Annotated in this window: 29 protein-coding genes; 12 read left to right on the top strand and 17 right to left on the bottom strand. The window is 69.3% G+C overall.

The window, feature by feature from the left end; all coding sequences use genetic code 11:
- The first annotated feature begins 11 nt into the window (after positions 1-11).
- The 5 genes from ACUYM2_RS14515 (at position 12) to ACUYM2_RS14495 (ending at position 4,937) form a co-directional block, all read left to right on the top strand.
- Positions 12-1,718 carry a glycoside hydrolase family 13 protein gene (locus ACUYM2_RS14515; protein ID WP_481600677.1) on the top strand — a complete coding sequence of 569 codons (1,707 nt, stop codon included), beginning with the start codon at positions 12-14 and terminating at the stop codon, positions 1,716-1,718.
- Positions 1,715-2,710, top strand: coding sequence for an aldo/keto reductase (locus ACUYM2_RS14510; RefSeq protein WP_481600676.1), 996 nt, complete (start codon positions 1,715-1,717; stop codon positions 2,708-2,710). The genes ACUYM2_RS14515 and ACUYM2_RS14510 overlap by 4 nt, the downstream gene beginning before the upstream one ends.
- A 104-nt stretch (positions 2,711-2,814) precedes the next feature.
- Positions 2,815-3,678, top strand: a complete 864-nt coding sequence (locus ACUYM2_RS14505; RefSeq protein WP_479781504.1) for an HpcH/HpaI aldolase/citrate lyase family protein — start codon at positions 2,815-2,817, stop codon at positions 3,676-3,678.
- Positions 3,679-3,710: 32 nt separating this feature from the next.
- Entirely contained in the window at positions 3,711-4,661 is a 951-nt protein-coding gene (locus tag ACUYM2_RS14500) for a DUF2797 domain-containing protein (RefSeq protein ID WP_481600675.1), read from the top strand.
- A gap of 51 nt (positions 4,662-4,712) precedes the next feature.
- Positions 4,713-4,937 (top strand): DUF3188 domain-containing protein, encoded by a 225-nt coding sequence (locus ACUYM2_RS14495; protein WP_481600674.1) that lies wholly within the window; start codon positions 4,713-4,715, stop codon positions 4,935-4,937.
- On the opposite strand, the gene ACUYM2_RS14490 is transcribed toward ACUYM2_RS14495, so the two are convergent.
- Complete coding sequence (locus tag ACUYM2_RS14490) at positions 4,927-6,606, bottom strand: SulP family inorganic anion transporter (RefSeq protein ID WP_481600673.1); 1,680 nt, start codon at positions 6,604-6,606, stop codon at positions 4,927-4,929. The two genes, ACUYM2_RS14495 and ACUYM2_RS14490, sit on opposite strands and share 11 nt — an antisense overlap.
- Positions 6,603-6,980, bottom strand: coding sequence for an ArsR/SmtB family transcription factor (locus ACUYM2_RS14485; protein ID WP_481600672.1), 378 nt, complete (start codon positions 6,978-6,980; stop codon positions 6,603-6,605). The genes ACUYM2_RS14490 and ACUYM2_RS14485 overlap by 4 nt, the downstream gene beginning before the upstream one ends.
- A 145-nt stretch (positions 6,981-7,125) precedes the next feature.
- On the opposite strand from ACUYM2_RS14485, the gene ACUYM2_RS14480 reads away from it, so the two are divergent.
- The 4 genes from ACUYM2_RS14480 to ACUYM2_RS14465 are packed head-to-tail and all read left to right on the top strand — an operon-like array spanning position 7,126 to position 10,478.
- The gene (locus ACUYM2_RS14480) at positions 7,126-7,623 is read left to right on the top strand and encodes an FAS1-like dehydratase domain-containing protein (protein WP_481600671.1); all 498 of its coding nucleotides are present in this window, start codon (positions 7,126-7,128) and stop codon (positions 7,621-7,623) included.
- 3 nt (positions 7,624-7,626) lie between these two features.
- A complete protein-coding gene (locus ACUYM2_RS14475) occupies positions 7,627-8,064 on the top strand; it encodes a MaoC family dehydratase (protein ID WP_481600670.1) in 438 nt (145 codons plus the stop codon).
- Positions 8,065-8,079: 15 nt separating this feature from the next.
- Positions 8,080-9,357, top strand: a complete 1,278-nt coding sequence (locus tag ACUYM2_RS14470) for an MFS transporter (protein WP_481600669.1) — start codon at positions 8,080-8,082, stop codon at positions 9,355-9,357.
- A gap of 53 nt (positions 9,358-9,410) precedes the next feature.
- Entirely contained in the window at positions 9,411-10,478 is a 1,068-nt protein-coding gene (locus tag ACUYM2_RS14465) for a UDP-N-acetylmuramate dehydrogenase (RefSeq protein WP_481600668.1), read from the top strand.
- Between the two features lies 1 nt (position 10,479).
- Here ACUYM2_RS14465 and ACUYM2_RS14460 read toward each other — a convergent pair whose 3' ends face one another.
- Positions 10,480-10,620, bottom strand: a complete 141-nt coding sequence (locus tag ACUYM2_RS14460) for a hypothetical protein (RefSeq protein WP_481600667.1) — start codon at positions 10,618-10,620, stop codon at positions 10,480-10,482.
- A 52-nt stretch (positions 10,621-10,672) separates the two neighbouring features.
- The gene (locus tag ACUYM2_RS14455) at positions 10,673-11,158 is read right to left on the bottom strand and encodes a hypothetical protein (protein ID WP_481600666.1); all 486 of its coding nucleotides are present in this window, start codon (positions 11,156-11,158) and stop codon (positions 10,673-10,675) included.
- A 99-nt stretch (positions 11,159-11,257) separates the two neighbouring features.
- Here ACUYM2_RS14455 and ACUYM2_RS14450 point away from each other — a divergent pair, with 99 nt between their 5' ends.
- Complete coding sequence (locus ACUYM2_RS14450; protein WP_481600665.1) at positions 11,258-12,361, top strand: winged helix DNA-binding domain-containing protein; 1,104 nt, start codon at positions 11,258-11,260, stop codon at positions 12,359-12,361.
- A 17-nt stretch (positions 12,362-12,378) separates the two neighbouring features.
- Here ACUYM2_RS14450 and asd read toward each other — a convergent pair whose 3' ends face one another.
- From asd to ACUYM2_RS14385, 13 genes are all read right to left on the bottom strand, one after another.
- Positions 12,379-13,521, bottom strand: coding sequence for an aspartate-semialdehyde dehydrogenase (gene asd / locus ACUYM2_RS14445; RefSeq protein ID WP_481600664.1), 1,143 nt, complete (start codon positions 13,519-13,521; stop codon positions 12,379-12,381).
- Between the two features lie 87 nt (positions 13,522-13,608).
- A complete protein-coding gene (locus ACUYM2_RS14440) occupies positions 13,609-14,010 on the bottom strand; it encodes a hypothetical protein (protein ID WP_481600663.1) in 402 nt (133 codons plus the stop codon).
- Positions 13,997-14,650, bottom strand: coding sequence for a hypothetical protein (locus tag ACUYM2_RS14435; protein ID WP_481600662.1), 654 nt, complete (start codon positions 14,648-14,650; stop codon positions 13,997-13,999). Before ACUYM2_RS14435 ends, ACUYM2_RS14440 begins: the two co-directional genes overlap by 14 nt.
- Before the next feature lie 9 nt (positions 14,651-14,659).
- Complete coding sequence (locus ACUYM2_RS14430) at positions 14,660-15,751, bottom strand: WXG100 family type VII secretion target (protein WP_481600661.1); 1,092 nt, start codon at positions 15,749-15,751, stop codon at positions 14,660-14,662.
- Positions 15,752-15,929: 178 nt separating this feature from the next.
- A complete protein-coding gene (locus tag ACUYM2_RS14425) occupies positions 15,930-16,148 on the bottom strand; it encodes an NF038396 family protein (protein ID WP_481600660.1) in 219 nt (72 codons plus the stop codon).
- Complete coding sequence (locus ACUYM2_RS14420; RefSeq protein WP_481600659.1) at positions 16,148-16,741, bottom strand: dihydrofolate reductase; 594 nt, start codon at positions 16,739-16,741, stop codon at positions 16,148-16,150. The genes ACUYM2_RS14425 and ACUYM2_RS14420 overlap by 1 nt, the downstream gene beginning before the upstream one ends.
- Positions 16,738-17,541, bottom strand: coding sequence for a thymidylate synthase (locus tag ACUYM2_RS14415; protein ID WP_481600658.1), 804 nt, complete (start codon positions 17,539-17,541; stop codon positions 16,738-16,740). The genes ACUYM2_RS14420 and ACUYM2_RS14415 overlap by 4 nt, the downstream gene beginning before the upstream one ends.
- Positions 17,542-17,550: 9 nt before the next feature.
- A complete protein-coding gene (locus ACUYM2_RS14410; RefSeq protein WP_481600657.1) occupies positions 17,551-18,000 on the bottom strand; it encodes a GntR family transcriptional regulator in 450 nt (149 codons plus the stop codon).
- Positions 17,997-19,655, bottom strand: a complete 1,659-nt coding sequence (locus ACUYM2_RS14405) for a hypothetical protein (RefSeq protein WP_481600656.1) — start codon at positions 19,653-19,655, stop codon at positions 17,997-17,999. Before ACUYM2_RS14405 ends, ACUYM2_RS14410 begins: the two co-directional genes overlap by 4 nt.
- Positions 19,656-19,734: 79 nt before the next feature.
- Positions 19,735-20,700: an NUDIX hydrolase gene (locus ACUYM2_RS14400; protein ID WP_481600655.1), complete on the bottom strand. Its 966-nt coding sequence runs from the start codon at positions 20,698-20,700 to the stop codon at positions 19,735-19,737.
- 11 nt (positions 20,701-20,711) lie between these two features.
- Complete coding sequence (locus tag ACUYM2_RS14395; protein ID WP_481600654.1) at positions 20,712-22,976, bottom strand: RNA degradosome polyphosphate kinase; 2,265 nt, start codon at positions 22,974-22,976, stop codon at positions 20,712-20,714.
- 103 nt (positions 22,977-23,079) lie between these two features.
- A complete protein-coding gene (mshD, locus tag ACUYM2_RS14390; protein WP_481600653.1) occupies positions 23,080-24,072 on the bottom strand; it encodes a mycothiol synthase in 993 nt (330 codons plus the stop codon).
- 282 nt (positions 24,073-24,354) lie between these two features.
- A complete protein-coding gene (locus ACUYM2_RS14385) occupies positions 24,355-25,053 on the bottom strand; it encodes a winged helix-turn-helix transcriptional regulator (RefSeq protein WP_481600652.1) in 699 nt (232 codons plus the stop codon).
- A 353-nt stretch (positions 25,054-25,406) separates the two neighbouring features.
- Between ACUYM2_RS14385 and ACUYM2_RS14380 the strand changes: the two genes are divergently transcribed.
- Both ACUYM2_RS14380 and ACUYM2_RS14375 read left to right on the top strand, forming a co-directional pair.
- A complete protein-coding gene (locus tag ACUYM2_RS14380) occupies positions 25,407-26,141 on the top strand; it encodes a permease (protein WP_481600651.1) in 735 nt (244 codons plus the stop codon).
- A gap of 183 nt (positions 26,142-26,324) precedes the next feature.
- Positions 26,325-26,939: a nitrobindin family protein gene (locus ACUYM2_RS14375; RefSeq protein ID WP_481600650.1), complete on the top strand. Its 615-nt coding sequence runs from the start codon at positions 26,325-26,327 to the stop codon at positions 26,937-26,939.
- Positions 26,940-26,989: the final 50 nt, after the last annotated feature.

Raw genomic sequence — 26,989 nt, 5'->3', positions numbered from 1 at the left:
AAGGATTCACCTTGTCGAACACCGCCACGCTGGCCACCCTGTCCGGTTCCGACCTTGCCGCCGACCCCAACTGGTGGCGCCAGGCATCCGTGTACCAGATCTACCCGCGCAGCTTCGCCGACTCGAACGGCGACGGCCTGGGCGACATCAAGGGCATCACCGCCAAGGTTCCGTACCTGAAGGAACTCGGGATCGACGCCGTCTGGCTCTCCCCGTTCTACCCCTCGGCCCTCGCCGACGGCGGCTACGACGTCGACGACTACCGCGACGTCGACCCCAAACTCGGCACGCTGGAGGACTTCGACGAGATGTCCACCGCCCTGCACGCCGCAGGCATCAAGCTGATCGCGGACATCGTCCCGAACCACTCCTCCAACCGCCACGTGTGGTTCCAGGAAGCCCTCGCATCCCCCCGCGGCTCCGCCGCCCGCGAGCGCTACATCTTCCGCGACGGCAAAGGCGAAAACGGGGAGATCCCGCCGTCGGACTGGGAATCCGTCTTCGGCGGCCCCGCCTGGGAACGCATCACCGAGCCCGACGGCACTCCCGGCCAGTGGTACATGCACATCTTCGCCAAGGAGCAGCCGGACCTGAACTGGTCCAACCGCGAGATCCGCGACGACTTCATCAAGACCCTGCGCTTCTGGTCCGACCGCGGCGTGGACGGTTTCCGCGTCGACGTTGCGCACGCCCTGACCAAGGACCTCACTGAGCCGCTGCTCTCCAAGGTCGAGCTGAGCGAGGCGGGAACCGGGGCTGACGGTCACGTTGACGGTTCGCACCCGTTCTGGGACCGCGACGAGGTGCACGAGATCTACGTCGAATGGCGCGAGGTCTTCAACGAATACAACCCGCCGCGCACCGCCGTCGCCGAGGCCTGGGTACACGCCTCCCGCCGCGCCCGCTACGCCAGCCCGGAGGGGCTGGGCCAGGCGTTCAACTTCGACCTGCTGCAGGCCGACTTCGATGCGGACGAGTTCCGCGAAATCATCACCCGCAACCTCGCCGAGGCCACCGAGTCCGGCGCCTCCTCCACCTGGGTCTTCTCCAACCACGACGTCGTCCGGCACGCCACCCGCTACGGCCTGCCCAAGGGCGGCGGACGGCACGCCAAGGGACAGGACGGCAAGGGCTGGCTGCTGGCCGGCGCGCCGGCCGAGGAGCTCGACGTCGAACTGGGCCTGCGCCGCGCCCGCGCCGCGACACTGCTGATGCTGGCCCTGCCCGGCTCCGCCTACCTGTACCAGGGCGAGGAGCTTGGCCTGCAGGAAGTCGCCGAGATCCCCGACGCCGAGCGCCAGGACCCCACGTTCTTCCGCAACAAGGGCGTCGAGATCGGCCGCGACGGCTGCCGGGTGCCGCTGCCCTGGGCCCCGGAAGGTACCTCCTTCGGATTCGGCGACGGCGGCGCCCACCTGCCGCAGCCGGCCTGGTTCGGCCGCTACGCCGTTGCCGCGCAGGACGGAACCGAGGGCTCCACCCTGGAGTTCTACCGCAAGGCCCTGAAGCTCCGCCGTGAGCTGCAGACCTCGGAGGAACTGGAATGGCTGGAGACCGGCCGCGCCGACGTGCTGCACTTCCGCCGCCACGGCGGCTGGCAGTCCGTGACCAACTTCGGGGACGACGCCGTCGAGCTCCCCGCCGGGGAGGTGCTGGTCAGCAGCGGTCCACTGGACGGGCAGCTGCTCCCGGGCAACACCACCGTCTGGCTGCGGTGACTACCCCCTCCGCTGAGCTCACCGGGCAGCCGGGAACCCAGGGGCGGCCCGGGCAGGAGCTGATCTATGGCTGCATGGGCCTGGGCGGCAGCTGGTCGGCGGAGCCGTACTCGTCCGCGCACGTGGACGAGGCGGCCTCCGTCGTCCAGGCCGCCCTGGACGCCGGCATCACCTTGTTCGACCACGCCGACATCTACCGCAGCGGCAAGGCCGAGGCGGTGTTCGGCGAGGTCCTGGCGCGGACCCCGGGGCTGCGCGAGCGGATCCGGCTGCAGACCAAGTGCGGCATCCGCCTGGGCGAGCAGGGCCTCGAGGCGTTCTACGACCTGAGCCGGGAGGCCATCCTGGAAAGGGTCAACGAGAGCCTCGCCCGGCTGCAGACGGACTACGTGGACGTGCTGATGCTGCACCGCCCGGACCCGCTGCTGGACCCGGCCGAGGTGGCCTCCGCCGTCGGGCAGCTCATGGCCGAAGGCAAGGTCCGCGCGGTGGGCGTCTCCAATATGTCGGCGCCGCAGATCGAACTGCTGCAGGACCGGCTTGAGGTGCCCGTGGTGGCCAACCAGTTGGAGATGAGCCTGTCCGCACGGGCCTGGCTGGAGAGCACCGTGCTGGTCAACCACGCCGAGGGGACGGACTACAGCTTCCCGCACGGCACCGTGGAGCACTGCGTCCGGCGCGGCATCACACTGCAGGCCTACGGTGCGCTGGCCCGCGGCCTGTACACGGGGGCGCCGGCGGCGGACCCGAGCGCCGCCGAGACGGCCACCGCGGCACTCGTGGCCGAAATGGCGGCGGCGAAGGGCACCACGGGCGAGGCCGTGCTCCTGGGCTGGCTGATGAAGCACCCGGCCGGGATCGCCCCCGTGATCGGCAGCGCCAAGCCGGAACGGATCCGGGCCTGCGCCGGCGCCGCCGAGGTGGCCGCGGCAATGACCCGGGCCGAGTGGTACCGGCTCTGGATCACGGCCCGGGGCAGCAACATTCCCTAAGGCAGCCCCGCCGCCGGCGTCCAGGGGTGATTTTGGTCGTATTGGTCGCCCCAAACGGAGGTCTTACTTGGCGGCGGGCGCCCCCGGGCGGCTAGCGTAGAGACATGACCTCTACCACCACCGCCGGGATTGTCCGGCCCCAGCGCAACGTCCCGGCCGAAATCGCCCGCTCCTGGCTGCTGGTCAACGCCATGAAGCCGGAACTCTTCGGACCGTCCGCGGAGTCCCGCGCGGACGCCATCATCCTGGACATCGAAGACGCGGTGGATCCTTCGCAGAAGGATGCTGCCCGCCAGCACGTCGTGGACTGGTTGACCGCCGGCGGCAACGCCTGGGTCCGGATCAACGACGCGACCAGCCCGTTCTGGGCCGATGACCTGGCGGGCCTGCGCGGCACCCCGGGGCTGCTGGGCGTGATGCTCGCCAAGACCGAGTCCGCGGACCAGGTCACCGAGAGCTACCACCGCATGGACGGCAAGACTCCGGTCATCCCGTTGGTGGAGTCCGCCGTCGGCATCGAGGAAGCCAACCACATCGCCAAGGCCCAGGGTGCGTTCCGGCTGGCTTTCGGCTCCGGTGACTTCCGCCGCGACACCGGCATGGCGGCCACCCCCGAAGCGATGGCCTACCCGCGCGCCAAGCTCGTCGTCGCCAGCCGCGTCGGCAACCTGCCCGGCCCCATTGACGGCCCCACGGTCGGCACCAACCACCCGATCCTGCGCGAGCAGACCGGCATCACGGTGATGATGGGCATGACCGGCAAGCTCTGCCTCGCGACCGACCAGACCAGCGTCATCAACGAGGTCATCAGCCCCACGCCGTCCGACGTTGCCTGGGCCACCGACTTCATGGCCGACTTCGAGGCCAGCGGCCGCGTCATCCGCGACGGCTCCGACTTGCCGCGCCTGGGCCGCGCCGAGAAGATCATGAAGCTCGCGGTAGCCTTTGGGGTGCAGCCGGCCCTGTAGCCGGCCCCGGCTCGCGCCAGCAAGGAGACCCCGTGACCGATACCCGTTATCTGGTCCACGGGGTCTTTTGGCATGGTCCGCAGCCGGCCGCGCCGGTTGCCGGGCTGCCTGGTGCCGGCCGCGCGGCCCTGCGCCTGCAGGACCCCGCAGGCGTCTTTACCGAGCTGGCGCTCGACGCCGGGACACGGCTCGGCTTCCGGCTCGCCGACCGGGATAAGCGGTGCCTGGGCCACCACAAAGTCCACGGCCCCGCGGACCGGGACCACGTCAGCTGCCCGGACCGGGCCGCGGCGGCCCGGGGAAACCAGTGCGGGCCCTGCTTCGCCGTGGACGATGCACGGCTGATCCATGACTTCCACCGCGGCGGCTACGCTCCGCCGGGGCTCCGCAGTTACCTGATGCAGCCGCACTGGCTCTACGTTGCGACCTTCGCCAACGGCGCCAGCAAGGTGGGCACCGCCGCAAACCTGCGCAAATGGCACCGGCTCGCCGAGCAGGGCGCCGTCGTGGCCCGCTATGTCACCCGCGCCGCCGACGGGCGTGTGGTCCGGATCCTGGAAGACCTTGTCACGCGCGACGCCGGGCTGCCGCAGCAGGTCCGCTCGGCAGCGAAGGCCGCCGGGCTCGTCGCACCGCGGGCCGCCGCAGCACTGGACGCACTGAACAGCCGGCTCGCGGCCGGGGTCCGGAACCTGCTGGGCGGCGCCGGCGTGGAAGGCTTCGAGGTCGTGGACGAACGGTGGCTGCGTCCCGGGCTGGCCGACGCGGCCTGCACGCCGGCTGCCCGCCACGCCTATCCGCACGACCTGGGAACCGGCGCCCACGGCTTCCGGATCGACTCGCTGAGCGGCGGCGTTGCGCTGGCCCGGCTCGACGGCGCCGACCTGGACTTCGTCGTCAACCTCGGCGGGCTAAAAGCGCGGACCATCGAACTTGGCGACCACCGCTCCGGCGTCCCCGCGGTGCAGGAGGCGCTGTTCTGAGGCTGGATTCGCCTCCGACGGCGTGTGCTGGGGTCCCGGTAGACTGGCACGGTGCTGAACGAATTCTGGGCCACCGCGTCAACTACCTACAAGGTGCTCGTTTTCAGCGCCATGGGGCTGATCGCCGTCGGCATCGTCCTCAACCTGGTGGGCAACACCACCGGCAACCAGGGCCTGGCCCTCGGCTCGCTGGCCGTCATCGGTTTGGGCCTCATCCTGCACATCGCCGGCATAGTGCTGCGCGGCCAGACCATCCGGAAAAACCTCAAGCGCTAGCTGCGGCGTTCCGCAGCACATGGCTGCGGGCGTGCTCCACAGCCTCGGGCAGGCTGGCGAACAGATGCTTGTGGTGCCGCAAGGACCGGATCACGCCCACATTCGTCACCAGATCCAGGTGCTGCGGCTGGACACCCTTAAGCAACACTGTAACGCCGCGCAGCTCCAGCGCCGAGACGACATCGACCAGCGTATGGGCCCCGGTCGCGTCGAGCATCCGCACCTGCGAGAGCCGGATAATCGCGACCTGGATGTCCTTGACCTGGCTGATTTCCTGCAGCACCCGCTCCGCGGCGCCAAAGAACATGGCCCCGTCGAGCCGGAGGATGGCGATATGCCGGTCCCCCGGCGCGGGCGGGCCCGGGATCTCCTCGCGCTGCACCCCGCTGAGTGAGGCGAATTTGCGCAGCGTGAACACCGCGGCCGCCACCAGCCCAATCTCGATCGCCACGATCAGGTCGAACGCCACCGTGATCAGCGCGGTCAGGACAAAAACGAAGGCATCGGCCCGGGTGGAGCGCAGGACCGCCGCCACGGTCTGCCGCGAGACCATCCGTGTGGCCGTGACCATCAGGATCCCGGCCAGTACCGCCAGTGGAATCCTGCCCACGAGGCCCGCCGCCAGGTAAATGATGGCCAGCAGCACCAGGGCGTGCACGATCGCCGCGAGCCGGGTCTTCGCTCCGGAGCGGACGTTGACGGCGGTCCGGGCGATCGCGCCCGTAGCCGGCATGCCGCCGAAGAACCCCGCCGCCACCGAGGCCAGCCCCTGGCCGGTGAGCTCGCGGTCCGGGCTGTAAGTTCCGGTGGGCCGGCCGTCGGGGCCGACCATGCCGGCGGCGACCCGGGCGGACAGCAGCGACTCGATGGCCGCAAGCGCGGCGATGGACACCGCGGGCATCAACAACCCGCCCAGGACCGCCGGGTCCAGTGACGGCAGGGACGGCGCGGCGAGGGAATGCGGCAGCGAGCCGATCCGCGGGATCTGCAGGCCCAGCAGTTCGGCCGCCACGGTGGCCAGCAGCACGGCGGCCAGGCTGGCCGGGACGGCCTTGGTGAACCGGGGAAGCAGGAACATCACCGCGGCGACTCCGACCACCACTGCCAGGGTCTGCAGCACGCCGGGCGCGGTGGCCGTGGCTGCGCTCTCGACGGCGGCCAGCAGGGTGTTGTGGCCGGGAACTCCCTCGGTGCCGGTGGCCATCGGCACCTGCTGCAGGAAGATGATGGCGGCGATCCCCAGGGTGAACCCTTCCACCACGGGCCACGGGATGAACGCGACGGCCCGGCCCAGGCCGCTGATGCCGAGCAGGATGACCAGCAGCCCGGCCATCACGGAGACGAGGGCGACGCTGCCGGCGCCGTGCGAGGCGACCACAGGGGCCAGCACCACCACCATGGCGCCGGTGGGTCCGGATACCTGGACGTGGGAGCCGCCCATCACGGCGGCCACCAGTCCGGCGACCACCGCCGTGATGAGCCCGGCCTCGGCGCCCACCCCGGAGCTCACCCCGAACGCAAGAGCCAGCGGGAGGGCGACGATGCCCACAGCGACGCCGGAGAGCAGGTCCGTCCGCCAGGACCGGCGCAGCCCGTCGTAGTCGCGGCGGGAAGGCAGGAACCGGGTCAGGTAGCCCCGGGCGCCCATGACCGCCGTCCCGGCGGTCATGACCCGGACGCCTGGCGGGACGCGGCCGGCAGTTCCTGCGCGAGCCGCAGTTGTTCGCCCGACTCCGCCAGGCTGTCCAGCAGGAAGATCCGGGCAATGGCCAGCAGCTCAGCGATCTTCGGGTGGGCCAGCCGGTAGGTCACGGCGTTGGCCGTCCGGACCGAGGTCACCACCCGGTGCCGGCGGAGTGTGGCCAGGTGCTGTGACAGATGCGAGGCCTCCAACCCCGTCTCGGCCAGCAGGTGGCTGACCGGGGCCGCGGTGTCCGGGGCCGCTGCCAGCAGTTCCAGCACCCGGATCCGCGCCGGGTGCGCCAGGGCCTTGAAGAGGTTGGCCTTGATCTCGTACAAGGGTGTCTGCGCTGCGGGAATCATCGCGGTCCTGCGCTTTCTCGGCTTGCGGCCGAGACCAGCGCCGCGAATTGCTGAATTGATGTTTCCATCATATCGACAGTGTGCAAGGCCCGCCGCTGGAGGTAACGGAGAAAGGCGGCTGGAGCCTGGGCGCTAGGCTGGAGCCATGACTATCAATCCGGATCTGCAGGGCCGCAGTTACCCTGCCGCAGAGGTGTATGACGTCGGCCGCGAGACCATCCGGGCGTTCGCACGCGCGGTCAAAGCCGCTCACCCCGCCCACTTCGACGTGGACGCCGCGCAGGCCCTGGGCCACGGCGACCTCGTGGCCCCGCCGACTTTCGCGATCATCGTTGCGCAGCGGGCCGACGCGCAGCTGATCGAGGATCCGGATTCCGGCATCGACTTCTCCCGTGTGGTCCACGCCGACCAGCGCTTCGTCCACCACCGCCCGATCATCGCCGGAGACCGCCTGGTCGCCGAACTGCACGTCGACGGCGTCCGGGCCATGGGGGGAGGCGCCATGATCACCACCCGCTCCGAGATTTTCGCCCTCGCCGGCGAGGTGCGCGGCAGTGAGCCGGGCGGCCAGGCCGCCACGGGGCAGCGCGAAGCCGTCGCCACCACCACTTCGTCCATCCTGGTCCGGGGAGAGGGACAGTAAGCCATGAGCCCCACACTTTCAGAACTCACGGTCGGCCAGGACCTCGGCAGCCGCAGCATCGAGGTCACCCGCACCGACCTCGTCAAGTATGCCGGCGCGTCCGGCGACTTCAACCCGATCCACTGGAACGAGGCCTTCGCCACGGGCGTCGGCCTGCCCGGCGTGATTGCCCACGGCATGTTCACGATGGGCGCCGCGGTCCAGCTCGTGACCGACTGGGCCGGCGACCCGGCTGCCGTCGTCGACTTCCAGACCCGCTTCAGCAAGCCGGTCCCGGTCGCCGACACCACGGGTACCCCGGCGGCCGGCGCCGTGATCGAGGTCAGCGCCGCCGTTGGGGCGATCGACGCCGACACGGGGACCGCCCGCGTGGACCTCACCGTCGTAGCGGGCGGCCAGAAGGTCCTCATGAAGGCCCAGGCCGTCGTCCGGCTGGCCTGACTGCATGATGCTTCAGTGAAGGTGCGTGCCGCCCAGTCCGCCGAGGTCACCCGGTGGCGTAACGCCGTCGTGGCCGCCTACGCCTTCAGCGGCGTGGCCTTCGCCAGCTGGGTGTCCCGGCTGCCGGCCATCCGGGACGGACTCGACCTCACGCCCGGCAACGTCGGTCTGCTGCTGCTGTGCATGACACTGGGCTCCTTCGTCTCGGTCTCCGCGTCCGGGCTGATCGTGCTGCACTTCGGCTCCAAGCAGACCATCCGGATTGGCAGCATCATGGTGGGCACCGGCTTGGTCCTCGCCGGGTTCGGGACCTCGATCCTGGTCAACCCGCTGGCCGTGGCCGCGGGGCTCGTCGTGGTGGGACTCGGCACGGCCAGCTGGAACACGGCCTCCAACGTGGAGGGCGCCGCCGTCGAACGCGCGGTCCGGCGGCACATCATGCCGCGTCTGCACGGCGCGTTCAGCCTGGGCACCGTGGCCGGCGCCGGCGCAGGCGCCTGGGCAGCCGGCGCGGGAGTGCCTGTCTTCTGGCACCTCGCCGCCATCGGCCTGCTGGTCGCCGGCTCCGTGGCCACGGCCGCCCGCTGGTTCCGCGCCGACATCACCCCGGTGGAGGACGCGAAAGACTTCACCCCGGCCGGGACCGACACCTTCGAGGATCCCTCTACCGGTCCACTGCCGATTATCAGCCAGGCCACGCAGGGCCCGGACGAACCGCTGGACAACAAGCGGCAGATCGCGCAGGCCTGGCGGGACCGCCGGACCCTGCTGCTCGGCGTCCTGGTGCTCGGCCTGGCCCTGGCCGAGGGCGCGGCCGGGGACTGGGTGGCCCTCGCGCTCGCCGACGGGCATGGCCAGTCCGACGCCGCCGGGGCCGCCGGGTACGGTCTCTTCGTCACCTTCATGACCGTGGGCCGCTTCGCCGGCACCCTGGTGCTGGACCGTTACGGCAGGGTCCCGGTGATGCGCTGGTGCGCGGCGCTGGCCGTAGCCGGCTTGGGCCTGTTCGTCTTCGCGCCGGTTCCCTGGCTGGCCTACGTCGCCCTGGCCATCTGGGGGCTGGGCGCCTCGCTGGGCTTCCCGGTGGGCATGTCCGCCGCCGCGGACGACCCCGTCAAGGCCGCCGCGCGCGTCTCGGTGGTCTCCACCATCGGCTACGGGGCGTTCCTCTGCGGGCCGCCCCTGCTCGGACTGCTGGCAGAGCACGTAGGTATCCTGCACTCGCTGCTGGCCGTCATGGTGATGCTCGTCGTCAGCTTCGTGCTCTCCCCGGTGGCGCGCAAGGCCGCCTAGGCCCGGCCCTGCCGCCTTTCCGGGCACACGCCGAACCCGGCTAGGCTGGTGGGGTGACCCAGACACTGCTTTCCGCCCTGACCACGGCTGGCGTCGGCGGCCCCGCCGCCCACTACGTCGAAGCCCGCACCGAAGCGGAAATCATCGACGCCGTCCGCACGGCCGACGCCGCCGGCGAGCCGCTGCTGATTATCGGCGGGGGCTCCAACCTGCTGGTCGGCGACGAAGGCTTCCCCGGAACCGTCGTGAAGATCGCGTCCGAAGGATTCACCGTCAACGCCGAAGATTCCTGCGGCGGAGTCGCCGTCGTGGTCCAGGCCGGCCACAACTGGGACGCCCTCGTGGAGCACGCCGTCAAGCATGCCTGGTCGGGCATAGAGGCCCTGTCCGGGATCCCCGGCGCCACCGGCGCGACCCCCGTGCAGAACGTCGGCGCCTACGGCTCCGACGTCTCGCAAACCATCGCCGCGGTGCGCACCTGGGACCGGGAACGCAATGCCGTACAGACGTTCACGAACTCGGAGTTGAAGTTCGGCTACCGCGACTCCATCCTCAAGCAGACCACCGTCGGCGGGTCCCCGCGGTACGTGGTGCTGACGGTGGAATTCCAGCTGCCGCTGGGCCGGATGAGCGCTCCGGTCCGCTACGCCGAGCTGGCCCGGGCCCTCGGCGTCGAGGCCGGCCAGCGGGCCTACGCCAACGACGTTCGGCGCGAGGTGCTCCGGCTCAGGGCCTCCAAGGGCATGGTCCTGAACCCTGCCGACCGGGACACCTACTCCACCGGATCCTTCTTCACGAACCCCATCGTCCCGGCCGAGGTCGCCGCAGGCCTGCCTGAGGAGGCCCCCCGCTACCCGGGCGGTGCCGACGGGCTGACCAAGCTCTCCGCGGCGTGGCTGATCGACCAGGCCGGGTACGGGAAGGGATTCGGACTTGAGCCGGACAGCGTCTCCGGCGGCCGCGCCGCCCTGTCCACCAAGCACACCCTGGCGGTCACGAACCGGGGCGGCGCCAGTGCTGCGGACCTGCTGGCGGTCGCCCGCGAGGTGCGCCGCGGCGTCGTCGAACGTTTTGGCATTGAACTGCACCCGGAACCGCTGCTGATCGGTATCGAGCTCTAAGTCAGGGGCCGCCGGGGGACCCCACTGCCGTCAGCACCACGGCGAGCCGGACCACACTCGGCTGGCGGCGCCAGTCGCGCAGCAGCCTCACGCTCGCCAGCATCATCCAGCGCGCCCGGCTCTTGTCCAAGACGTCCGGCAACGCCCCAAAGTCATCCGGCAAACCTACCCGAGGGCCGTCCGGTGCCGGGGTGCTAGTTCCTGCTGCGGCGCGGGGTGACCTTGCTGAAGAGCATAAACGTGAAACCGGAGGCCGCGGCGCCGAGCAGGAACACCTGGCAGAATGCCACGGACTGGGCGCTGGGCCCGCTGCGCAGCAGGAGCCCGGCACAGGCGAAGGCCACCGCGCCGGCCAGCAGCGCGAGCGAGCCGAGCAAGAAGCTCTGCACCGTGGCGGGAAATTCCCCGCCGGGATCGAGTTCCAGCTCGCGCCCGTCGCCGTCCGGCAGTGCCGGGGTCCGCGGCTGGAACGTCGCCGCGGTCACGAAGCTGGCTACAGCGATCACCATGCACACGGCGGAAACCGTCTGGAACGTGGTCATCATGGGGGAGAGGCGGGTGCCGCTGGCGATGGCGACGGCGAGGCCGGCCGCCATGCCGGCCGCGCTGGAGGCCCAGCCCAGCAGGGCCAGTCTCCTGCACACGGGCCGCAGTCGCGGCCACACATCAGCCAAAGTCATGCACCCACCTTAAGTAATCCGGCTGGGCGCAGGCTGGGAGGGCGCCGGGCAGCAACCGGGCAGGAACCTGATCCGCCGGACCGGCCCTAGGATGTTCCCATGGCAGCAGTGGTGCGCGCGCGTCTGAACCGCGGCATTATGGGCCGGCTCCGCCTGGCCTCGCAGGGTCTCTCCGGCCGCGGATTCGGCTCCGTGCCCGCCGCTGTCCGGTCGATGACTGCCATGCAGGCGCAGGACCTCCAGGCCTCGCTGTGGGCGGTGGGACAGCGCGTCAGGGGCTCCCGCGTGGCCGACGTCCGCGCCGCGCTGGACCGCGGGGAGGTTGTCCGCTCCTGGCCGATGCGCGGCACGCTGCATCTGCTCGCGCCGGAGGACCTGAGATGGGTCCTGGACATCACCTCCGGCCGCCTGATCAAAGGCCTTGCCCGGCGGCACCGGGAACTTGGCATCTCGGCGGTGGACGTCGACGCCGCCGCGGACGCGGCGCTGCTGCGGGTCGCCGGCGGGGCCGCTGCCAGCCGGGCGGAGCTATTCCGGGCATTTGAACAATCCGGCCAGTCGACGGCCGGCCAGCGCGGCATCCATTTGCTCAGCATCCTGTGCCAGCAAGGGCTGCTGGTGCAGGGCCCGCTGGCCGGGAACCAGCAACTGGTAGTCGCCTTTGACGACTGGATTAAGGCTTCACGCCGGCTGGACCGCGAGGAAGGGACCGCCGAATGGCTGCTGCGCTACCTGTCCAGCCACGGCCCCGCCACCGAGCGTGACTTCGCCTGGTGGTCCGGAGTCCCGCTGACGGAAACCCGCGCGGCCCTGGCCGCAGTCCGGGACCGGCTGGTGGAGCTGGAGTTCGACGGGAAAACCTACTGGCTCTCGCCGCAGACGGCGGCCCTGCTCGACGGCAATGTCCCCGGCCAGCGCAGCGTGCTGGCGCTGCCGGCGTTCGACGAGTTCCTCCTGGGCTACACCGACCGGTCCATCGCTCTGCCCGCACACCACTCGGACAAAATCGTTCCGGGCGGTAACGGGGTGTTCAAGAGGACCATCGTGGCCGGCGGCGAGGTGATCGGCACCTGGTCCGCGCCCGGGAAAGGCCGGGACGGCGCGGTCGTGCCGGAGCCCTTCGACGGCGTTAACGGACTGCGGCCCGCGGCTCGGAAATCCTTTGAGCTGCAGGCCGCGAAGTACCGGCGGTTCCTCGGGTAGGAGGCCCCCGGCGGTGCCTAGAGCGTGCCGGTGGCGATCTTGAGCATGCGCCGCAGCGGCTCCGCGGCGCCCCAGAGGAGCTGGTCGCCGACGGTGAAGGCGCTGATGTACTCCGGGCCCATTTCGAGCTTGCGGATGCGGCCCACCGGGATGTCCAGGGTGCCGGACGCCGCCACCGGGGTGAGGTCCGCCATCGAGGCTTCCTTGGTGTTGGGCACCACGGTGGCCCATTCGTTGTCCGCATCCAGGAGCTTCTCGATCTCGGTGACGGAGAGGTCCTCGCGGAGCTTGAGCGTCAGCGCCTGGGAGTGGGAGCGCATGGCGCCGATCCGGACGCACAGGCCGTCCATGATGACGCGGTTTTCGCCGGCGGTGCCGAGGATCTTGTTGGTTTCCACCCCGGCTTTCCACTCTTCCTTGGACTGGCCGTTGCCGAGGTCAGCGTCGATCCAGGGGATCAGTGAGCCGGCCAGCGGCACGCCGAACTGGGTCGCGTCGATGTCGGTGCGCTGGTGCGCCAGGACCTTGCGGTCGATCTCCAGGATGGCCGACGCCGGGTCGTCCAGTTCACTGCTGACCTCGGCGTTCAGCGTGCCGAACTGGCTCAGCAGTTCACGCATGTGCCGGGCACCGCCTCCGGACGCGGCCTGGTAGGTCATCGAGGTGCCCCATTCGACGAGGCCGTTCTTGAACAGGCCGCCGAGGCCCATCAGCATGCAGGAGACCGTGCAGTTGCCGCCGATGTAGTCCTTGACGCCGCCGGAGAGGCCGGCGTCGATGACGTCGCGGTTGATCGGATCCAGCACGATGATCGAGTCGTCGTTCATGCGCAGGGTGGAGGCGGCATCGATCCACAGGCCCTCCCAGCCGCGGCTGCGCAGCTCGCCGTGCACCCGCTTGGTGTAGTCGCCGCCCTGGGCGGTCACAATGATCGGCAGCTTTGCCAGCGTCTCGACGTCGAACGCGTCCTCGAGCTTGCCGGCAGCGCCTGCCGCCGCGCCGGCGATGGCCGGGGCGGCGCCTCCGGCGTTCGAGGTGGAGAAGAAGACCGGGTTGATGTTGGCGAAGTCGCCCTCGTCCTGCATTCGCTGCATCAGGACGGAGCCGACCATGCCACGCCAACCGACCAGTCCGACGGACGGGATAGCTGCTGTAGTCATTGGGCCAGTTTAGACTTTGCGGCGCCGGGCCCGCAGTCGGTTACGTCACGGCAGCGGCTGGCGCACGGTACGACGCCGGCCGCGGGACTACTCGACGGGCCGCGGCAGGTTGCGTGCCTTGCGGAGCTTCTCGGCCTTGCGTTCCTTGACGTAGCCGGCCCAGCCGGCGAAGAGCGGAAAGAGGACCAGCACGTACATCCACCAGATCTCGCCCATGATGTTCCACTGGTCGGTCAGGGCCATCTGGATAACGCCGTAAAGCATCAGTCCGAACAGGGCGGTCATCAGCAGGGACAGGAACAGCAGGCCGCCGGAGGAGCTCACCGGCTTGATGACGCCGAGGCCGTCGTCCTTCCGGACTCCGTACTCGTCGTCGGTGTAGCTGACAATCTCGCCGTTTTCCGCCAGGCGGTGCTTCACGGGCGTCTCCGGGGGCGGCGGCGGTGTGTAGCCGGGCTCCTGCGGGACGTCCCGGCTACGCCTCGCCACGGGATTCCTTGATGGCGCCCAGCAGCCCGGCATCGTCCAGCGGGGCGCTCTCGGCCACCTCGTCGGTCGCGAAATCCGGCACGCCGGTGGCCCAGGAGTCCCCGTCGCGGCGGATCAGTAGGTGCTTCTCGTCCTGGAGCGTCTTGAACACCAGGTAGGCCGTGCCTCCCGGGTGTTCATCGACGTGCTGCCGGAGGACCCGCAGGATGGCCTCGGCGGAGCTGATGGTGGGGTCCTGGGCGAAGGCGAACCAGGTGCCCAGGGCCCGGGGCTGCAGCATCAGGGAGACCTCCGGGGCCTCGAGCAGCACCACGTTGTCCATGCTGTCCTCGGTCAGCAGGGACATCTCGGTCCAGCGCGCGGCGTGGCCCATGGCGGTCGCGACGGCGGCGGCGACCCCCTTGACCCCGAGCTCGTCGTCGTCGCCGACGAGGGCGAGGTCCCTGGCCAGCAGCGAGGAGGCGCCCGCCGTGTTCAGCGTGGAGTTTTCCACGAGCTCCTCGGCCCGGAAAACGCTGACGGAGCGGTCACGGGCCGGGCCCTCGAAGACGTTGAGGAGGTAGGCGAGCTCGCCCACGCCAAAGCCAATGACGTCGACGCCGAGGCGCGGTTCCTGGGCCATCTCGTGCTGGACGGTCATCTGGGTCTCCTAATCTCCGAAGCCGAAGAAATTGGCCACGGATTTTCCTGCATTCTTGACGTTATCGGCGGTGTCGCTGACGAATTTGCCGGGATCCTTCACGGCGTTGACGATGCCTTCCCCGACGTCCTTGCCGACGCTGGTGATGGTGTCCCAGTTTTCGTAGACCGCGATCCCCACGCTGGCGACCTGGCAGACGGTTCCGGCCGGCGGCGGCAGGAAGCAGCCGACGCCGAGCACGGCCTTGCCCGCACTGAACGCGCCGCCCTTGATGTCGCCGTCGGCAAAGCTCTTGACGGAATCGAAGGTGTTGAAGCCAACCCCGGCCCAGCCCAGCCCGCGCGCGATGCCGGATTTGCCGAGCCACTCCCAGCTCTTCCCGGCGCCAAGCCAGGGTTTCTCCGCCACCAGGCCGCCGAGCTTGTCCAGCGGCTTGATGAAGTTATTGAGGTTTTTCAGGGACGCGGCGTCCGAGGCCTTGTCGATGGCGTTGAGGGTGCGGCTCGCCTTGGAGGAGTCTTTGAGCAGTCCCTCGAGGGTCTTGTTCCCCGCGGTGGTCTGCCAGAGGTTGCGCATCTCGAAGCCCGGGCCGCCCAGCCGGTGCCGGCCCTGGGTAAAGAGCGCCTTGACCAGGCCCTCGCGCTGGTTCTTCAGCACCCAGCCGTACTGGCCGACCGTCTTGGCCAAGGTGAGCGGGGTCTTGATGTCCTTCTGGATCCCCATGAAGTTCCGGAGGATGCCGAGCCCGGCGGCCCCGCCCAGGAGGGCCCAATTCCCCGGCGAACCCGGCGCGCCCGGAATTCCCGGGCCGCCGCCGGAGCCCGCAGCGGCGTTGCTGGCCTTTTCCTGGTCGTCCGCCTGGGTCATCAAGCGCTTGGAGTGTTCCTTCAGGGCGCGCGCGGTCTCAAGGATCCGGGTGCGGTGGTTCGAGTTCCATTCGGATTTGAAGCGGGCGCCGTCGGCGCCCTTCCACGAGGTGTTGTTGTTGATGGCCGACGTCAGGGAGGTCGACTGCTGCAGCAGCGTCTCGGAAGTCTTGCCGAAATTCTGCGCGAGCATGCGCAGCTGGGCCACGTCGGCGCCCCACACGTTTCCTGCCATGATGGCATCCCCCTTTACGGGCAACAGCCTAACGGGCCGCTGCCAAGACCAAGTGCATTGCGGCTCATTACAGCCAGGCCAAAGAATCCGACCCGCCCCAATCTAGCCGGGGGAGCGGGATGCCGCGATGGGGTGCTCTCCCCATCACCCCGCGCCGGTGGGGCCGGGGGCCGGCACCCTATTCGCCGTCGGGCTCTGCCAGCAGTGCGCTCTTGCGCCGGCGCAGGGCGAACATGGCGCCGAAAGCGAACACCTGCGTGACGACGACGAGCACGATCGCGCCCGCGATCTTGTTGCCGCCGAGGATCATGGTCAGTCCCACGATCGCGGACAGCAGCGCCAGCAGCGGCAGCAGCATGTAGCCAAGGACAAAGAGGGTTTCAGGCTTTCGCAACACTATTTGGCCTCCGTCCGCCGCCACAGGGTGATGCGGTACCGCGTGCCGTTCGCCGCAGTCAGCCAGCCGTCGGGCGGGAGGCTGGCCTCCGCAGTCCAGTCGTAGCCGAGTTCCGGGGCGAAGGTGTCGCCCTCCGTCGCGGTGTCGATGGTCGTCACGACGGCGATGTCGGCGAGGTCGAGGGACTGCGTGAAGATCTCGCCGCCGCCGATGATCCAGACCATCTCGGGGCTGGACGCGAACTGCGATTCCAGCAAGGCGTCGTCGAGGGATTTGACTGCCACGGCGCCTTCGGCCTCCGGCGTCCCGCCCCAGCCTTCCTGCCGGGTGATGACAATGTTCGTCCGGCCGGGCAGCGGCCGGTACTTGTCCGGGAAGGAATCCCACGTCTTGCGCCCCATGATGACGGGGTGCCCGGCCGTGAGCCGGCTGAAGTGCTTCATATCCTCTGGCAGGTTCCACGGCATGGTCCCGGCCTGGCCGATCACTCCCGTGTTGGTCTGCGCCCACACCAGGCCGAGGCCGGTGACGGTCCCGCGGAGCTGCTCGGTGAAATCGACGGGATCCGTGGGGTTGCTGGTCTCGTTGCTCATACGGCTATCGGGGCCTTAATCGTTGGATGGTGCTGGTAGCCGACGACCTCGAAGTCCTCAAGGGTGTAGTCGAAGATGGACTCCGGCTTGCGGGTGATCCTCAGCTGCGGATATTCGTAGGGCTCCCGGCCCAGCTGCGTGAGGACCTGGTCCAGATGGTTCTCGTAGATGTGGACATCGCCGCCGGTCCAGACGAATTCGCCCGGGTCCAGCCCGGTCTGCTGGGCCAGCATGCAGGTCAACAGCGCGTAGGAGGCGATGTTGAAAGGCACGCCCAGGAAGGTGTCCGCGGAGCGCTGGTACAGCTGGCAGGAGAGTTTGCCGTCCGCGACGTAGAACTGGAAGAAGGCGTGGCAGGGGGGCAGGGCCATGTTCTTGAGCTCGGCCACGTTCCACGCCGAGACGATGTGGCGGCGTGAATCGGGGTTGCTTTGGAGATTCTCCACCAGTTCCGCGATCTGGTCGACGTGCCCGCCGTCGGGCGTGGGCCAGGAGCGCCACTGGACGCCGTAGACCGGGCCGAGTTCGCCGTCGGCGTCGGCCCATTCGTTCCAGATGGTGACGCCCTGGTCCTGCATCCACTTCACGTTGCTGTCCCCGCGCAGGAACCACAACAGTTCCACGGCGACGGACTTGAAGTGCACGCGCTTGGTGGTGATGAGCGGGAAGCTCTTGCCCAGGTCGAAGCGGAGTTGCCGGCCGAACACGCTGCGGGTGCCCGTCCCGGTGCGGTCCGATTTGTGGGTGCCGTGCTCGAAGACATCGCGCAGCAGGTCTTCGTAGGGCGTTGGGATGCTCACGGTCCCAGTCTACTGAGAAGAGTCTTGCTCGCCGTATTCGTGGCGTTGGCCGAGCCGGGCGCGCATCACGGCGAGCAACGCGCCGTCGTCGAGGCCGGCCGCGCGGCCTGCGGCAATGCAGCGGTCGACGGCGGCGATCACCGCGGCGTTCGGTCCGGCCGCCGGCCGCGCCGGGACAGCATCACCGAGGGTGCCACCCGGGCCGTCCCCGCCGACCGGGCCGGCGACGACGGTTCCGTTGCGGCGCCCGGTCTGGATCAGCCCGGTCTGTTCGAGTTCCTTATAGGCACGTGCGACGGTTCCGGCCGCAATGCCGAGGTCTGCGGCGAGGCGCCGGACGGTCGGCAACCGGGTTCCCGGCGGCAGCGCCCCGATGACGATCAGCGAGGCGATCTGCGCCCGGATCTGCTCGTACGGCGGTGTGGCCGAGCGGAGGTCGATGGAGATTCCCGCGGTCACGCGGCGGGCTCCTTGTCCCGCCGCGGCACGGGTCCGGCCGGGCTGCGCGCGGGGCCGGCGACGGGGATAACGGCGATGATGGTGGCAAGGGTGCCGAGGACCGCTCCGGCCAGGGTCGCCGGCCACCACGTGTTGGCGTCGGGATTGAATGGTCCCCCGAAGGATCCGGCGGCGAAGACCGCAGCCCACGCGGGCCCCTGGGTCAGCAGCAACACGGCGGCCTGGGCGGTGAACAGGGCCGCGAGGGTCCGCACGGTCCGGTGGATCGTGACGGCGCGCAGCGCGGCGTCCATGCCGGCGGCAAGACCGGGGACCCCCTGCCGGTGCCTGGCGGCGAGGAAAGCCGGCACCGAGGCAAGCGCGCCGCCGGCCGCGAGGAGGGCCGGCGGAACCCAGTCCGGCTCTCCATAGAGCCGTTCCTGACCGACCGCCGTGACTGCCAGGGCCAGCAGGAACGACAGCAGGGCCAGGACGGCGGTGGTCAGCATTGCCGGGCTAACCGGCTGCCGCGGCCAGTTGCGCGGCGCTCCCGGGTCGCCGTAGTTGCGCTGCAGGAGCAGTTCGCCGGCCGCAATGACCGCCAGCACCGCGGCCGCCATCAGGGTAGCAAAGCCCGCCATTATGAAGCCCGCCGCGGCGGCGGTCAGTCCGGGGACGATGAAGACCCCCGCCAGCAGGGGCACCGCCGCCGCGAGTCCCAGCAGCGGACCCAGCGACGAGACCAGCCGGGCCGCGGGGTGCTGGCCGCCGGCCTGCAGTCCTGAAGGCGGCCGGTTGCGCGCGCCCAGCCCGGCGGCCGCGAGCCGCGGCGGCCCCCAAAACCACATCATCAAGAGGACACCCATGCCCGCCAGGCCGGCCGCATTCGTCCAGGACGAGACGCCGGTTGACGGGTCCGGCCGCGCCGCGAAGTTGCCTGCGATCACGCCCAGCCCCGCAGCCACTATGGAAGCGGTCCGCAGCAGGCGGTTCATGGCGATGGTGCGCAGCACCGCATTGTCGCCGGCGTCGAGGGCCTCCAGCTGGCGGCGGCTGGCAATCAGCCACAGCACCAGCATCGTCCCGGCGGCCAGGACGGCCAGGGCTCCGCCCAGCCAGGCGGCCAGCTCAACCCCGGGAATACGGCCGTCAACGCCCAGCGTCTGCCGGGTGTACGGGCCGTCCGCCACGGTTGTGGGCGGCACGGGTGCGAACCCCGGGAGCGTGGCGGTCCACGCGATGAGCGCGCCGGCGGCGGCAAAGACGGCCGCGGTGACCGCGGCCAGCCGGTGCGGCAGGAAGTCGCGGATCCGCCGGACCGACAGGACGGTCTGCCGCCGCATTCGCCGCGGCCCCGGATAGCTGACCTGGCCGAGCGCGTGTACGCCCAGGCAGCCCAGGATCGGCCAGGTAAGGGCCGGCAGGATCGTCGCCGGGGTCGTCATGGCGCCGCCGGCGGAAGGGTCGGCCGGAATGATGCCCAGATTCATGGCGCCCTGCAGCGAGCTCGCCAGCCAGCCGATTACCCCCACCCACAATGCGTGTTCCGACACCGATGCCGGGGAGGTGCCTGTATCCGGCGCCCAGATTACCCAGCGCAGCACGGCGTACACCAGCACGGCGGCGATGATCGGGCCGAACAGCAGCATCGATGGAAAGTAGAACTCGCCAGGCATGAAATCCCCCAAAGATCCCGCAGTTATGTACCAAGTACTTGATACAAACTAGGGCCGGGGGACGCCGGGGTCAAGGACCCTAGTCGTCGAAGGGCCGGAACTGCTCCACGGCCACGACCTTGCCCTTGCTGTGCGAGACATGGCAGACGATGATTTCCCCTGGCGAGAGGAATGGATCGTTTGAGGGCAGCAGGGCCCGCAGCCGGGAGTTCATGTGCTTGCCCAGTTGCGCAAAGACCGTGGGCAGTGCGGGGCGGTGCGTGCACAGTGCCACCGGGCGCCCCTTGTCGAACAGGGATTCGACGACGTTGGCGGTCTTGTGCGGGCTCCGGCCGTGCAGGTGCTCGGTCAGTGATTCATGCAGCTTCACCTTGGCGTCGACGGCCTTGGCATAGGGCGCGACCGTGGCTACGCAGCGTAGCCAGGGACTCGTCACCACCCGCGACGGGCTCCACGCCTGGAGCAGCCGGCCCACGGCCTGTGCCTGGCGTGTCCCGGTGGCAGCCAGCGGACGGTCGCCCTCGGCCTTGGACCAGGACGAGCGCGGCTTGGCTTTGGCGTGGCGCAGCACCAGCAGCGGCCAGGTGTCCAGTTCGCCGCGGGAGTGCGCCGCCGCGAGGTGCTCCAGCGGGGCCTGGTCGCTGGGGTTGCTGAGCAGGCCGGCGGCCTTCTCCGGCGAACACCACATGACGCTGTCCACCTCTTTTCCATCCGGGCGGAGCGGGGCGCCGTCGACGTCGACCGCCCAGTAGTGCACCACTTTCAGGCCCGCAGCCACGTGGTAGTGGATGGGCGGCAGCGGGATGCCGAGGGGAGCCTTGAGGCCGATTTCCTCTTCCACCTCGCGGGCGGCGCACTCGGGAACGGTCTCGCCCGGATCGAGCTTGCCTTTGGGCCAGGACCAGTCGTCGTAGCGGGGACGGTGGATCAGCAGGACCTCAAGCTTGTCCTTATTGACGCGCCACGGCAGGGCGCCGGCCGCGACAACGGCTATGGTCTCGCCGGGATGATCGGTCTGGTCCGCGACCAGGGAATCGCTGCTCACAACCCGTGGCCCTAGCGCAGGCTCGCCGAGCGCTGCCGCGAACGCGACGCCAGGAGCCATGACTGGACGTCCTGCAGCGCGGTGCCGTCCTCGGCCAGGTGATGGCGCACCCATTCGCCACTGTTGTCCAAATGCCAGCTGGCCGTTCCGGGATCCATGTAGCGGCGGAGCATGTCCAGCACGTAGGTGGTATCGTCCCCGCTGCTGAGCTGCACGAGGGCCTCGACGCGGCGGTCCAGGTTGCGGTGCATCATGTCGGCCGAGCCGATGTAGACAACGGGGTCGCCGGCGTTGGCGAAGGCAAAGACGCGGGAATGCTCCAGGAAGCGGCCCAGGACGGAGCGGACGGTGATGTTCTCGCTGAGGCCGGGGACGCCGGGGCGCAGCGAGCAGATACCGCGGACAATGACGTCGACCTGCACGCCCGCCTGGGAGGCCCGGTAAAGGGAGTCGATGATGGCTTCATCCACCATCGAATTCACCTTGATCTGGACGCGGGCGGCGATCCCGGCCCGCGCGTTGCGGATTTCGGTTTCAATCCGGTCGATCAGCCCGGAGCGTACCGACCGCGGGGCGACCAGCAGCCGCTTGAAGGTGGACTTCGGTGCGTAGCCCGAAAGCTGGTTGAAGAGCTTGGACAGATCCTCGCCCACCTGCTCGTTGGCCGTCAGCAGGCCGAGGTCCTCGTAGTAGCGGGCGGTCCGCGGGTGGTAGTTGCCGGTGCCGATGTGGCAGTAGCGGCGCAGCCCGTCAACTTCCTGGCGGACCACCAGGGAGAGCTTGCAGTGCGTCTTGAGGCCCACGATGCCGTACACCACGTGCACGCCGGCCTGCTCCAGCTTCCGGGCCCACGAGATGTTGGCCTGCTCATCGAAGCGGGCCTTGATTTCCACCAGGGCGAGCACCTGCTTGCCGGCCTCGGCGGCGTCGATCAGGGCGTCAACGATGGGCGAGTCGCCGGAGGTGCGGTACAGGGTCTGCTTGATGGCTTGGACCTTCGGGTTCGCCGCGGCCTGCTCAAGGAAGGCCTGCACGGAGGTGGAGAAGGAATCGTACGGGTGGTGCAGGAGGATGTCGCGCCGCCGCATGGCTGCAAAGACGTTCGCGGCCTTGGAGGTTTCCGATTCGTTGAGGTACCGGGAGGTGTGCGGCACGTGCTTCGGGTAGTGCAGGTCCGCCCGGTCAATCCCCGCGATCACGGAAAGGCCGCGCAGGTCCAGCGGCGCCGGGACGGAGTAGACCTCGGATTCCTCCACCCCGAGTTCGCGGATCAGCAGCGCGCGGATGTTGGGGTTGATGTCGTTGGTGACCTCGAGCCGGACCGGCGGGCCGAAGCGGCGGCGCAGCAGTTCCTTTTCCAGCGCCTGCAGCAGGTTCTCGGCGTCGTCCTCTTCGACCTCGACGTCCTCGTTGCGGGTGACGCGGAAGATGTGGTGCTCCAGCACCTCCATCCCGGCAAAGAGCTGGTCCAGGTGCACGGCGATGACTTCCTCGAGCGCGATGAAACGCGCCACCCTTCCGGGGACGGAGCCGGCGCGCGGGCCGTCGATCGAGATCAGCCGCGGCAGCTGGTCCGGGACCTTGACACGGGCGAAGAGCTCCTTGTCGCTGACCGGGTTGCGAACCACCACCGCCAGGTTCAGCGACAGCCCGGAGATGTAGGGGAAAGGGTGGGCGGGGTCCACGGCCAGCGGGGTCAGGATCGGGAAGACCTTTTCCGCGAACATGGCGCTGAGCTGGTCCTTGGCCTGGGCGTCCAGTTCTTCCCAGTGCATCAGGTGGATGTGTTCGTAGGCCAGCGCGGGGCGGATCTGTTCGGCGTAGACGCGGGCGTGGCGCTGCTGGAGCCGGTGGGCGGCCTCGCCGATCTGTTCCAGCACCTGCATGGGGCTCAGCCCGGCGGGGGACGGCACGGCGAGGCCGGTGGCGATGCGGCGCTTGAGCCCGGCGACCCGGACCATAAAGAACTCGTCGAGGTTGGAGGCGAAGATTGACAGGAAGCTAACACGTTCCAGCAGGTAGAGGCTTGGATCTTCGGCGAGTTCCAGGACGCGCGAGTTGAACGCCAGCCAGCTCAGCTCCCGGTCCAGGAAGCGGTCGGGGCTGATGTCGCCTTCCGGTTCCAGGTTGGGGGCGAACTCGGGAATGTCGATCCGGTCCTGGGTGGCGCGCGAGGCGGGCACTTCGGAGGAGCCGAACCGCGCCCGCGCGGGACGCGCAGCCTTGTCCGGCGTAGCGGCTTCAGACGTGGCTGTCCGGGCAGATTCCCGTTGCATGGTCTCTCCTAATGCTGGCGCGAGTTAGCTTCAACCTTACAAGGATTCAGATCCGGATGAGCCCAGGTTCCGGCCCCCGCCGGGCGCCCGGCCGCCGGCGCGGTTACTGGCCTTCCCGGGGCGCGTACATGACGTCCACATCCCAGCGCGAAAAGCCGAGCCGCCGGTACAGGGCGACGGCGGGAATGTTGTCGGCGTCGACGTAGAGCATGACGGCGTGCAGGCCCTGCTGCTGCAGGTGCTTGATGCCGGCAATGGTCAGGGCCTTGCCCAGCCCGGTGCCCTGCGCGGCGGGTGCGACGCCGACAACGTACACCTCGCCGATCGCCGGGTGCTCGCCGTGCCGTGGGTGCACCTTGGTCCAGTGGAAGCCGAGGATCCGGCCGTCGGCGTCGACGGCGAGCAGGAAACCGGCAGGGTCGAACCACGGCTCGGCCATCCGTGCGTGCAGGTCGTCGAGGCTCATGTTCCCTTGTTCGGGGTGATGGGCGAAGGCCGTCCGGTTGACCGCGAGCCAGGCCTCCTCATCCCGCCCCGGCACGAAGCTGCGCAGCGAGAAGCCCTCCGGCAGGGCGGCGTCGGGCAGCTCCGAGGTCGCGGTCGCGAGCCGCATCTTCCACAGTTCGCGCACCGGGGCGTAGCCGTAGCGGGCGGCGAGGTCCGCGGCGGCTTCATGGTTGCCGTGCGACCAGGCCTTCAGTCCCGCGAAGCCGCGCACCTTCTGCAGTTCGGCCACCAGCCGGTCCGCCACGCCCTGGTTGCGGTAGCTGGGATGGACGGCCACCTCCAGCACCCCGGTGCCATCGGCCTCCTCGACGACGACGGCGAACCCGGCCAGGTCGTTGCCCCGGGCGGTGCCGGAAACGGTGCCGGAGTCATCGCGGGAATAGTCAGGGGAGTAGAGCGCCAGGGCCAGCACGCTGTGCGGGCCGGCGCCGGCGGCGCGAAGGGTCACCAGGGTCTGCTCTGAAAGCGGCGGGTTGCCGTCGGACTCCTCGGCGGCAGCCACCAGGGTCTTGACATCCTGCAGCAGCCGTTCGTCGACGGCTCCCTGCAGGGTGAGTACGGGCCAATTCTCCGGATGCGCGGGGCTCATGGTGCAAGGCTATACGTCTGCTGCCCGCCGGCGCGTGGAAAATGCGTGAATTTGATGCATCCGCCCGGGGCACGTATAGTCAATATCTCATCCGGCTCAACGGCGCGAAACCGTTGAGTGGATGTGAGGGGGATCCACCACTGGGGTGGCCTCGATACGTTCGACCCGTATGTCCTCCACTGCAGCGCCACACGGCGCACGAAAGCCCCGGACTCCTGAGTCCGGGGCTTTTTCGTGTGGCGCTGCCGGAGAGCGCCGGGGGCAGTAGCCGGGCCCTGTTCGTCAGGCCTCGGTGAGTTCCTCGTCCGGCTGCCGGACGAGGGTCAGGCGGTACCCGACGTTGCGCACCGTGCTGATCAGGTTTTCGTGGTCGGCGCCGAGCTTGGCCCGGAGGCGGCGGACGTGGACGTCCACCGTCCGGGTGCCGCCGTAGTAGTCGTAGCCCCAGACCTCGGTGAGGAGCTGCTGGCGGGTGAAGACGCGGCCCGGGTGCTGCGCGAGGTACTTGAGAAGTTCAAATTCCTTGAAGGTCAGGTTGAGTGCCGCCCCGTTGACCCGCGCCGTGTAGCTCGCTTCGTCGATCACGACGCCGGCAGCCCGGATCTCCGTGGGGGTGTCGTCCGCATCAGGCACGGCGCGGGCGACGCCGAGGCGGATGCGTGCCTCCACTTCGGCGGGGCCGGCAGACTCCAGGAGGATGTCGTCCACCGCCCAGGCGGAGGAAACGGCGGCCATGCCGCCTTCGGTGAGGATCAGCATCAGGGGCGCGCTCAGTCCGGTCGCCTTGAGCAGCTGGGTGAGGGAGCGGGCGCCCACGAGGTCCTTGCGGGCGTCAAGCAGCACGATATCGCACGGGTCCGTTTCGAGCAGGGCCGTGGGCTCGGCGGGAAGAATGTGGACGCGGTGGTTGAGCAGCTCCAGCGCAGGAAGGACGTCCACCGATGACCCGGTGCTGTTCGTCAGTAGCAGGATGTGCGACATGGTTCCTCCAAGGGGTGTCCGCGCATCATTGGGCGTCTGAACCGGGCTTCCACCGGCGGGTACTGGGCTTCCGGGCGGTGCCCCGCCAGCGGCTGCCGGAGGAAGCGTAGCTGAACTTCGAGTATACCCAAACGACCGTCGGCGGACACTGTTCCGCCGCTCCAGTGTGCTTCTTTTGCGACACAAAACGTTCACATAGGGCAGGATTGATCCGTCAGGGCCTGCCGCTCCGGCGGAGTCGAGCAGGCCGAGTGGGTCCGCAGTGAGCGAAGGTGCCGGTTGATCGTGGCTATGTTGATCGTGGGGGACCGCGTTGGGAGTGCCCGGTGGCGGCACGCCCCGGGGGGAATGCAGTGAGGTCGCGGAGCGTCGGTATCATCGGGCTGGCCGGCCTGGCGGCCATCGTCGCCGGGGCCTACTCCACGCCGGAGGCCCTGTTGGCCGTCGCTGCCATCACGGCCGCCTGCGTCGGATTTGGCTGGCCCCATTTCCTGGGCATCCCGGCCAAGAAGACCCTGGCCGCCCTGATCGGCCTGCCCGGGATCGGTTCAGCGGTGGCAGCCACCTATCTTCCCGCGCCCGGTTTCCTGAACTGGACGCCCGCGTTCGTAGCGGCCGGGGTGATGGCCATCTTCGTGATGCAGCTGATCCGCGGCACCGGCCAGGCCCAGCGCCTGGAATCCACCCTGGGATCCAGCGCCGGAGTCCTGCTGTCCTGCCTCGGTGCGGGCTGGATCGCCTGCTCACGTTTCAACGGGGTCAAGGAAATGCTGCTCATCGCCGCCATCAGTGCCGCGATCGCCCTGATGGCGGGCCTGATCCGCTGGCCGGACCGGATCGTTGCGCCGCTGGGCATCGTCGGCGCGGGGCTCGCCGGTCCGCTGGCCGGCCTGGTGTTCTCCGACATCGCCGTGCTGCCGGCCGCCCTCGTCGGGATCGTCGTCGGCGCCGTCCTGGTCAGCTTCCGCCGGCTGGTGATCATCCGGGGCACCACCTTGAACCTGCCGGCAGTGCTGGGCATGGGCCTGGGGCCCGTCTCCGCGGTCGGTTCGCTGGCCTACTTCATAGACAAACTACTCCTTCACTAAAGCGTTAGGATGGCATCATGTCCGTACTTGCATTTGAGATCTTCTTCCTTGTCCTGCTCGGCATCGCCAGCCTTTCCATGGCCTGGTTCGCCGGTTTTGTGGTCTACCGGCTCTTCAAGGGCCAGAAGTAGACAGTCCCGACCTGTACCCGTCCAGAACCCGTAGTTTCCAGAGGTAGCTGCCGTGCCGATTGAAATTCCTACAGATCTGACGCCCGAAATCGTTCCGCTGTCCTGGCTCATTGGTGAGTGGGAGGGCCGCGGCCGGCTGGGAGCCGGGGAAGAGGACTCGGAACATTTCCTCCAGCACGTCTCCTTCACCCACAACGGCCTGCCGTACCTGCAGTACCGGGCCGAATCGTGGCTGACGGACGACGAGGGGACCAAGCTACGCCCGCTGACCGTGGAGACCGGCTTCTGGGCCCTTGAGCGCAAGCAGCGCGAGGAAGACGGCGGCCCGGGGCTCATCCCGGCCGATATCGTCCCGGTGCTCAAGAGCGCCGACGAGGTCGAGGAACTTCGCAATGGCGACGGCGGCTTTGACATCTCAGTCTCCATCTCGCATCCGGGCGGGATCTCCGAGTTGTACTACGGCCAGATCAAGGGCCCGCAGATCCAGCTCAGCACCGACATGGTGATGCGCGGCAGCCACTCCAAGGAGTACACCGCGGCCACACGGATCTTCGGGCTGGTCGACGGCAAACTGCTCTGGCGCTGGGACGTCGCCTCCGGTAAGGGGTCGACGCCGGGCGGTGGCCTGGAGGCGCATGCCTCCGCCATCCTCAGCAAAGTCGGCTGAACCGCGCGCCAGGCGGGAAGCCGCGGTCTCGCTGAATTTCCGTTGTCCGC

The sequence above is a fragment of the Arthrobacter sp. SD1074B genome (genome assembly GCF_056780195.1).
The sequence above is the reverse complement of the archived record's forward strand: the minus strand, read 5'-3'. Positions and strand labels throughout refer to the sequence as shown.

Coding starts and splice junctions, on each gene's coding strand:
- ACUYM2_RS14450 (WP_481600665.1), top strand. CDS start 11,258: ATGGCAGCAGTGGTGCGCGCGCGTCTGAACCGCGGCATTATGGGCCGG.
- asd (WP_481600664.1), bottom strand. CDS start 13,521: ATGACTACAGCAGCTATCCCGTCCGTCGGACTGGTCGGTTGGCGTGGC.
- ACUYM2_RS14405 (WP_481600656.1), bottom strand. CDS start 19,655: ATGCCTGGCGAGTTCTACTTTCCATCGATGCTGCTGTTCGGCCCGATC.
- ACUYM2_RS14485 (WP_481600672.1), bottom strand. CDS start 6,980: ATGATTCCCGCAGCGCAGACACCCTTGTACGAGATCAAGGCCAACCTC.
- ACUYM2_RS14505 (WP_479781504.1), top strand. CDS start 2,815: ATGACCTCTACCACCACCGCCGGGATTGTCCGGCCCCAGCGCAACGTC.
- ACUYM2_RS14385 (WP_481600652.1), bottom strand. CDS start 25,053: ATGTCGCACATCCTGCTACTGACGAACAGCACCGGGTCATCGGTGGAC.
- ACUYM2_RS14430 (WP_481600661.1), bottom strand. CDS start 15,751: ATGGCAGGAAACGTGTGGGGCGCCGACGTGGCCCAGCTGCGCATGCTC.
- ACUYM2_RS14420 (WP_481600659.1), bottom strand. CDS start 16,741: ATGAGCAACGAGACCAGCAACCCCACGGATCCCGTCGATTTCACCGAG.
- ACUYM2_RS14490 (WP_481600673.1), bottom strand. CDS start 6,606: ATGACCGCCGGGACGGCGGTCATGGGCGCCCGGGGCTACCTGACCCGG.
- ACUYM2_RS14480 (WP_481600671.1), top strand. CDS start 7,126: ATGACTATCAATCCGGATCTGCAGGGCCGCAGTTACCCTGCCGCAGAG.
- ACUYM2_RS14455 (WP_481600666.1), bottom strand. CDS start 11,158: ATGACTTTGGCTGATGTGTGGCCGCGACTGCGGCCCGTGTGCAGGAGA.
- ACUYM2_RS14395 (WP_481600654.1), bottom strand. CDS start 22,976: ATGCAACGGGAATCTGCCCGGACAGCCACGTCTGAAGCCGCTACGCCG.
- ACUYM2_RS14475 (WP_481600670.1), top strand. CDS start 7,627: ATGAGCCCCACACTTTCAGAACTCACGGTCGGCCAGGACCTCGGCAGC.
- mshD (WP_481600653.1), bottom strand. CDS start 24,072: ATGAGCCCCGCGCATCCGGAGAATTGGCCCGTACTCACCCTGCAGGGA.
- ACUYM2_RS14435 (WP_481600662.1), bottom strand. CDS start 14,650: ATGACCGTCCAGCACGAGATGGCCCAGGAACCGCGCCTCGGCGTCGAC.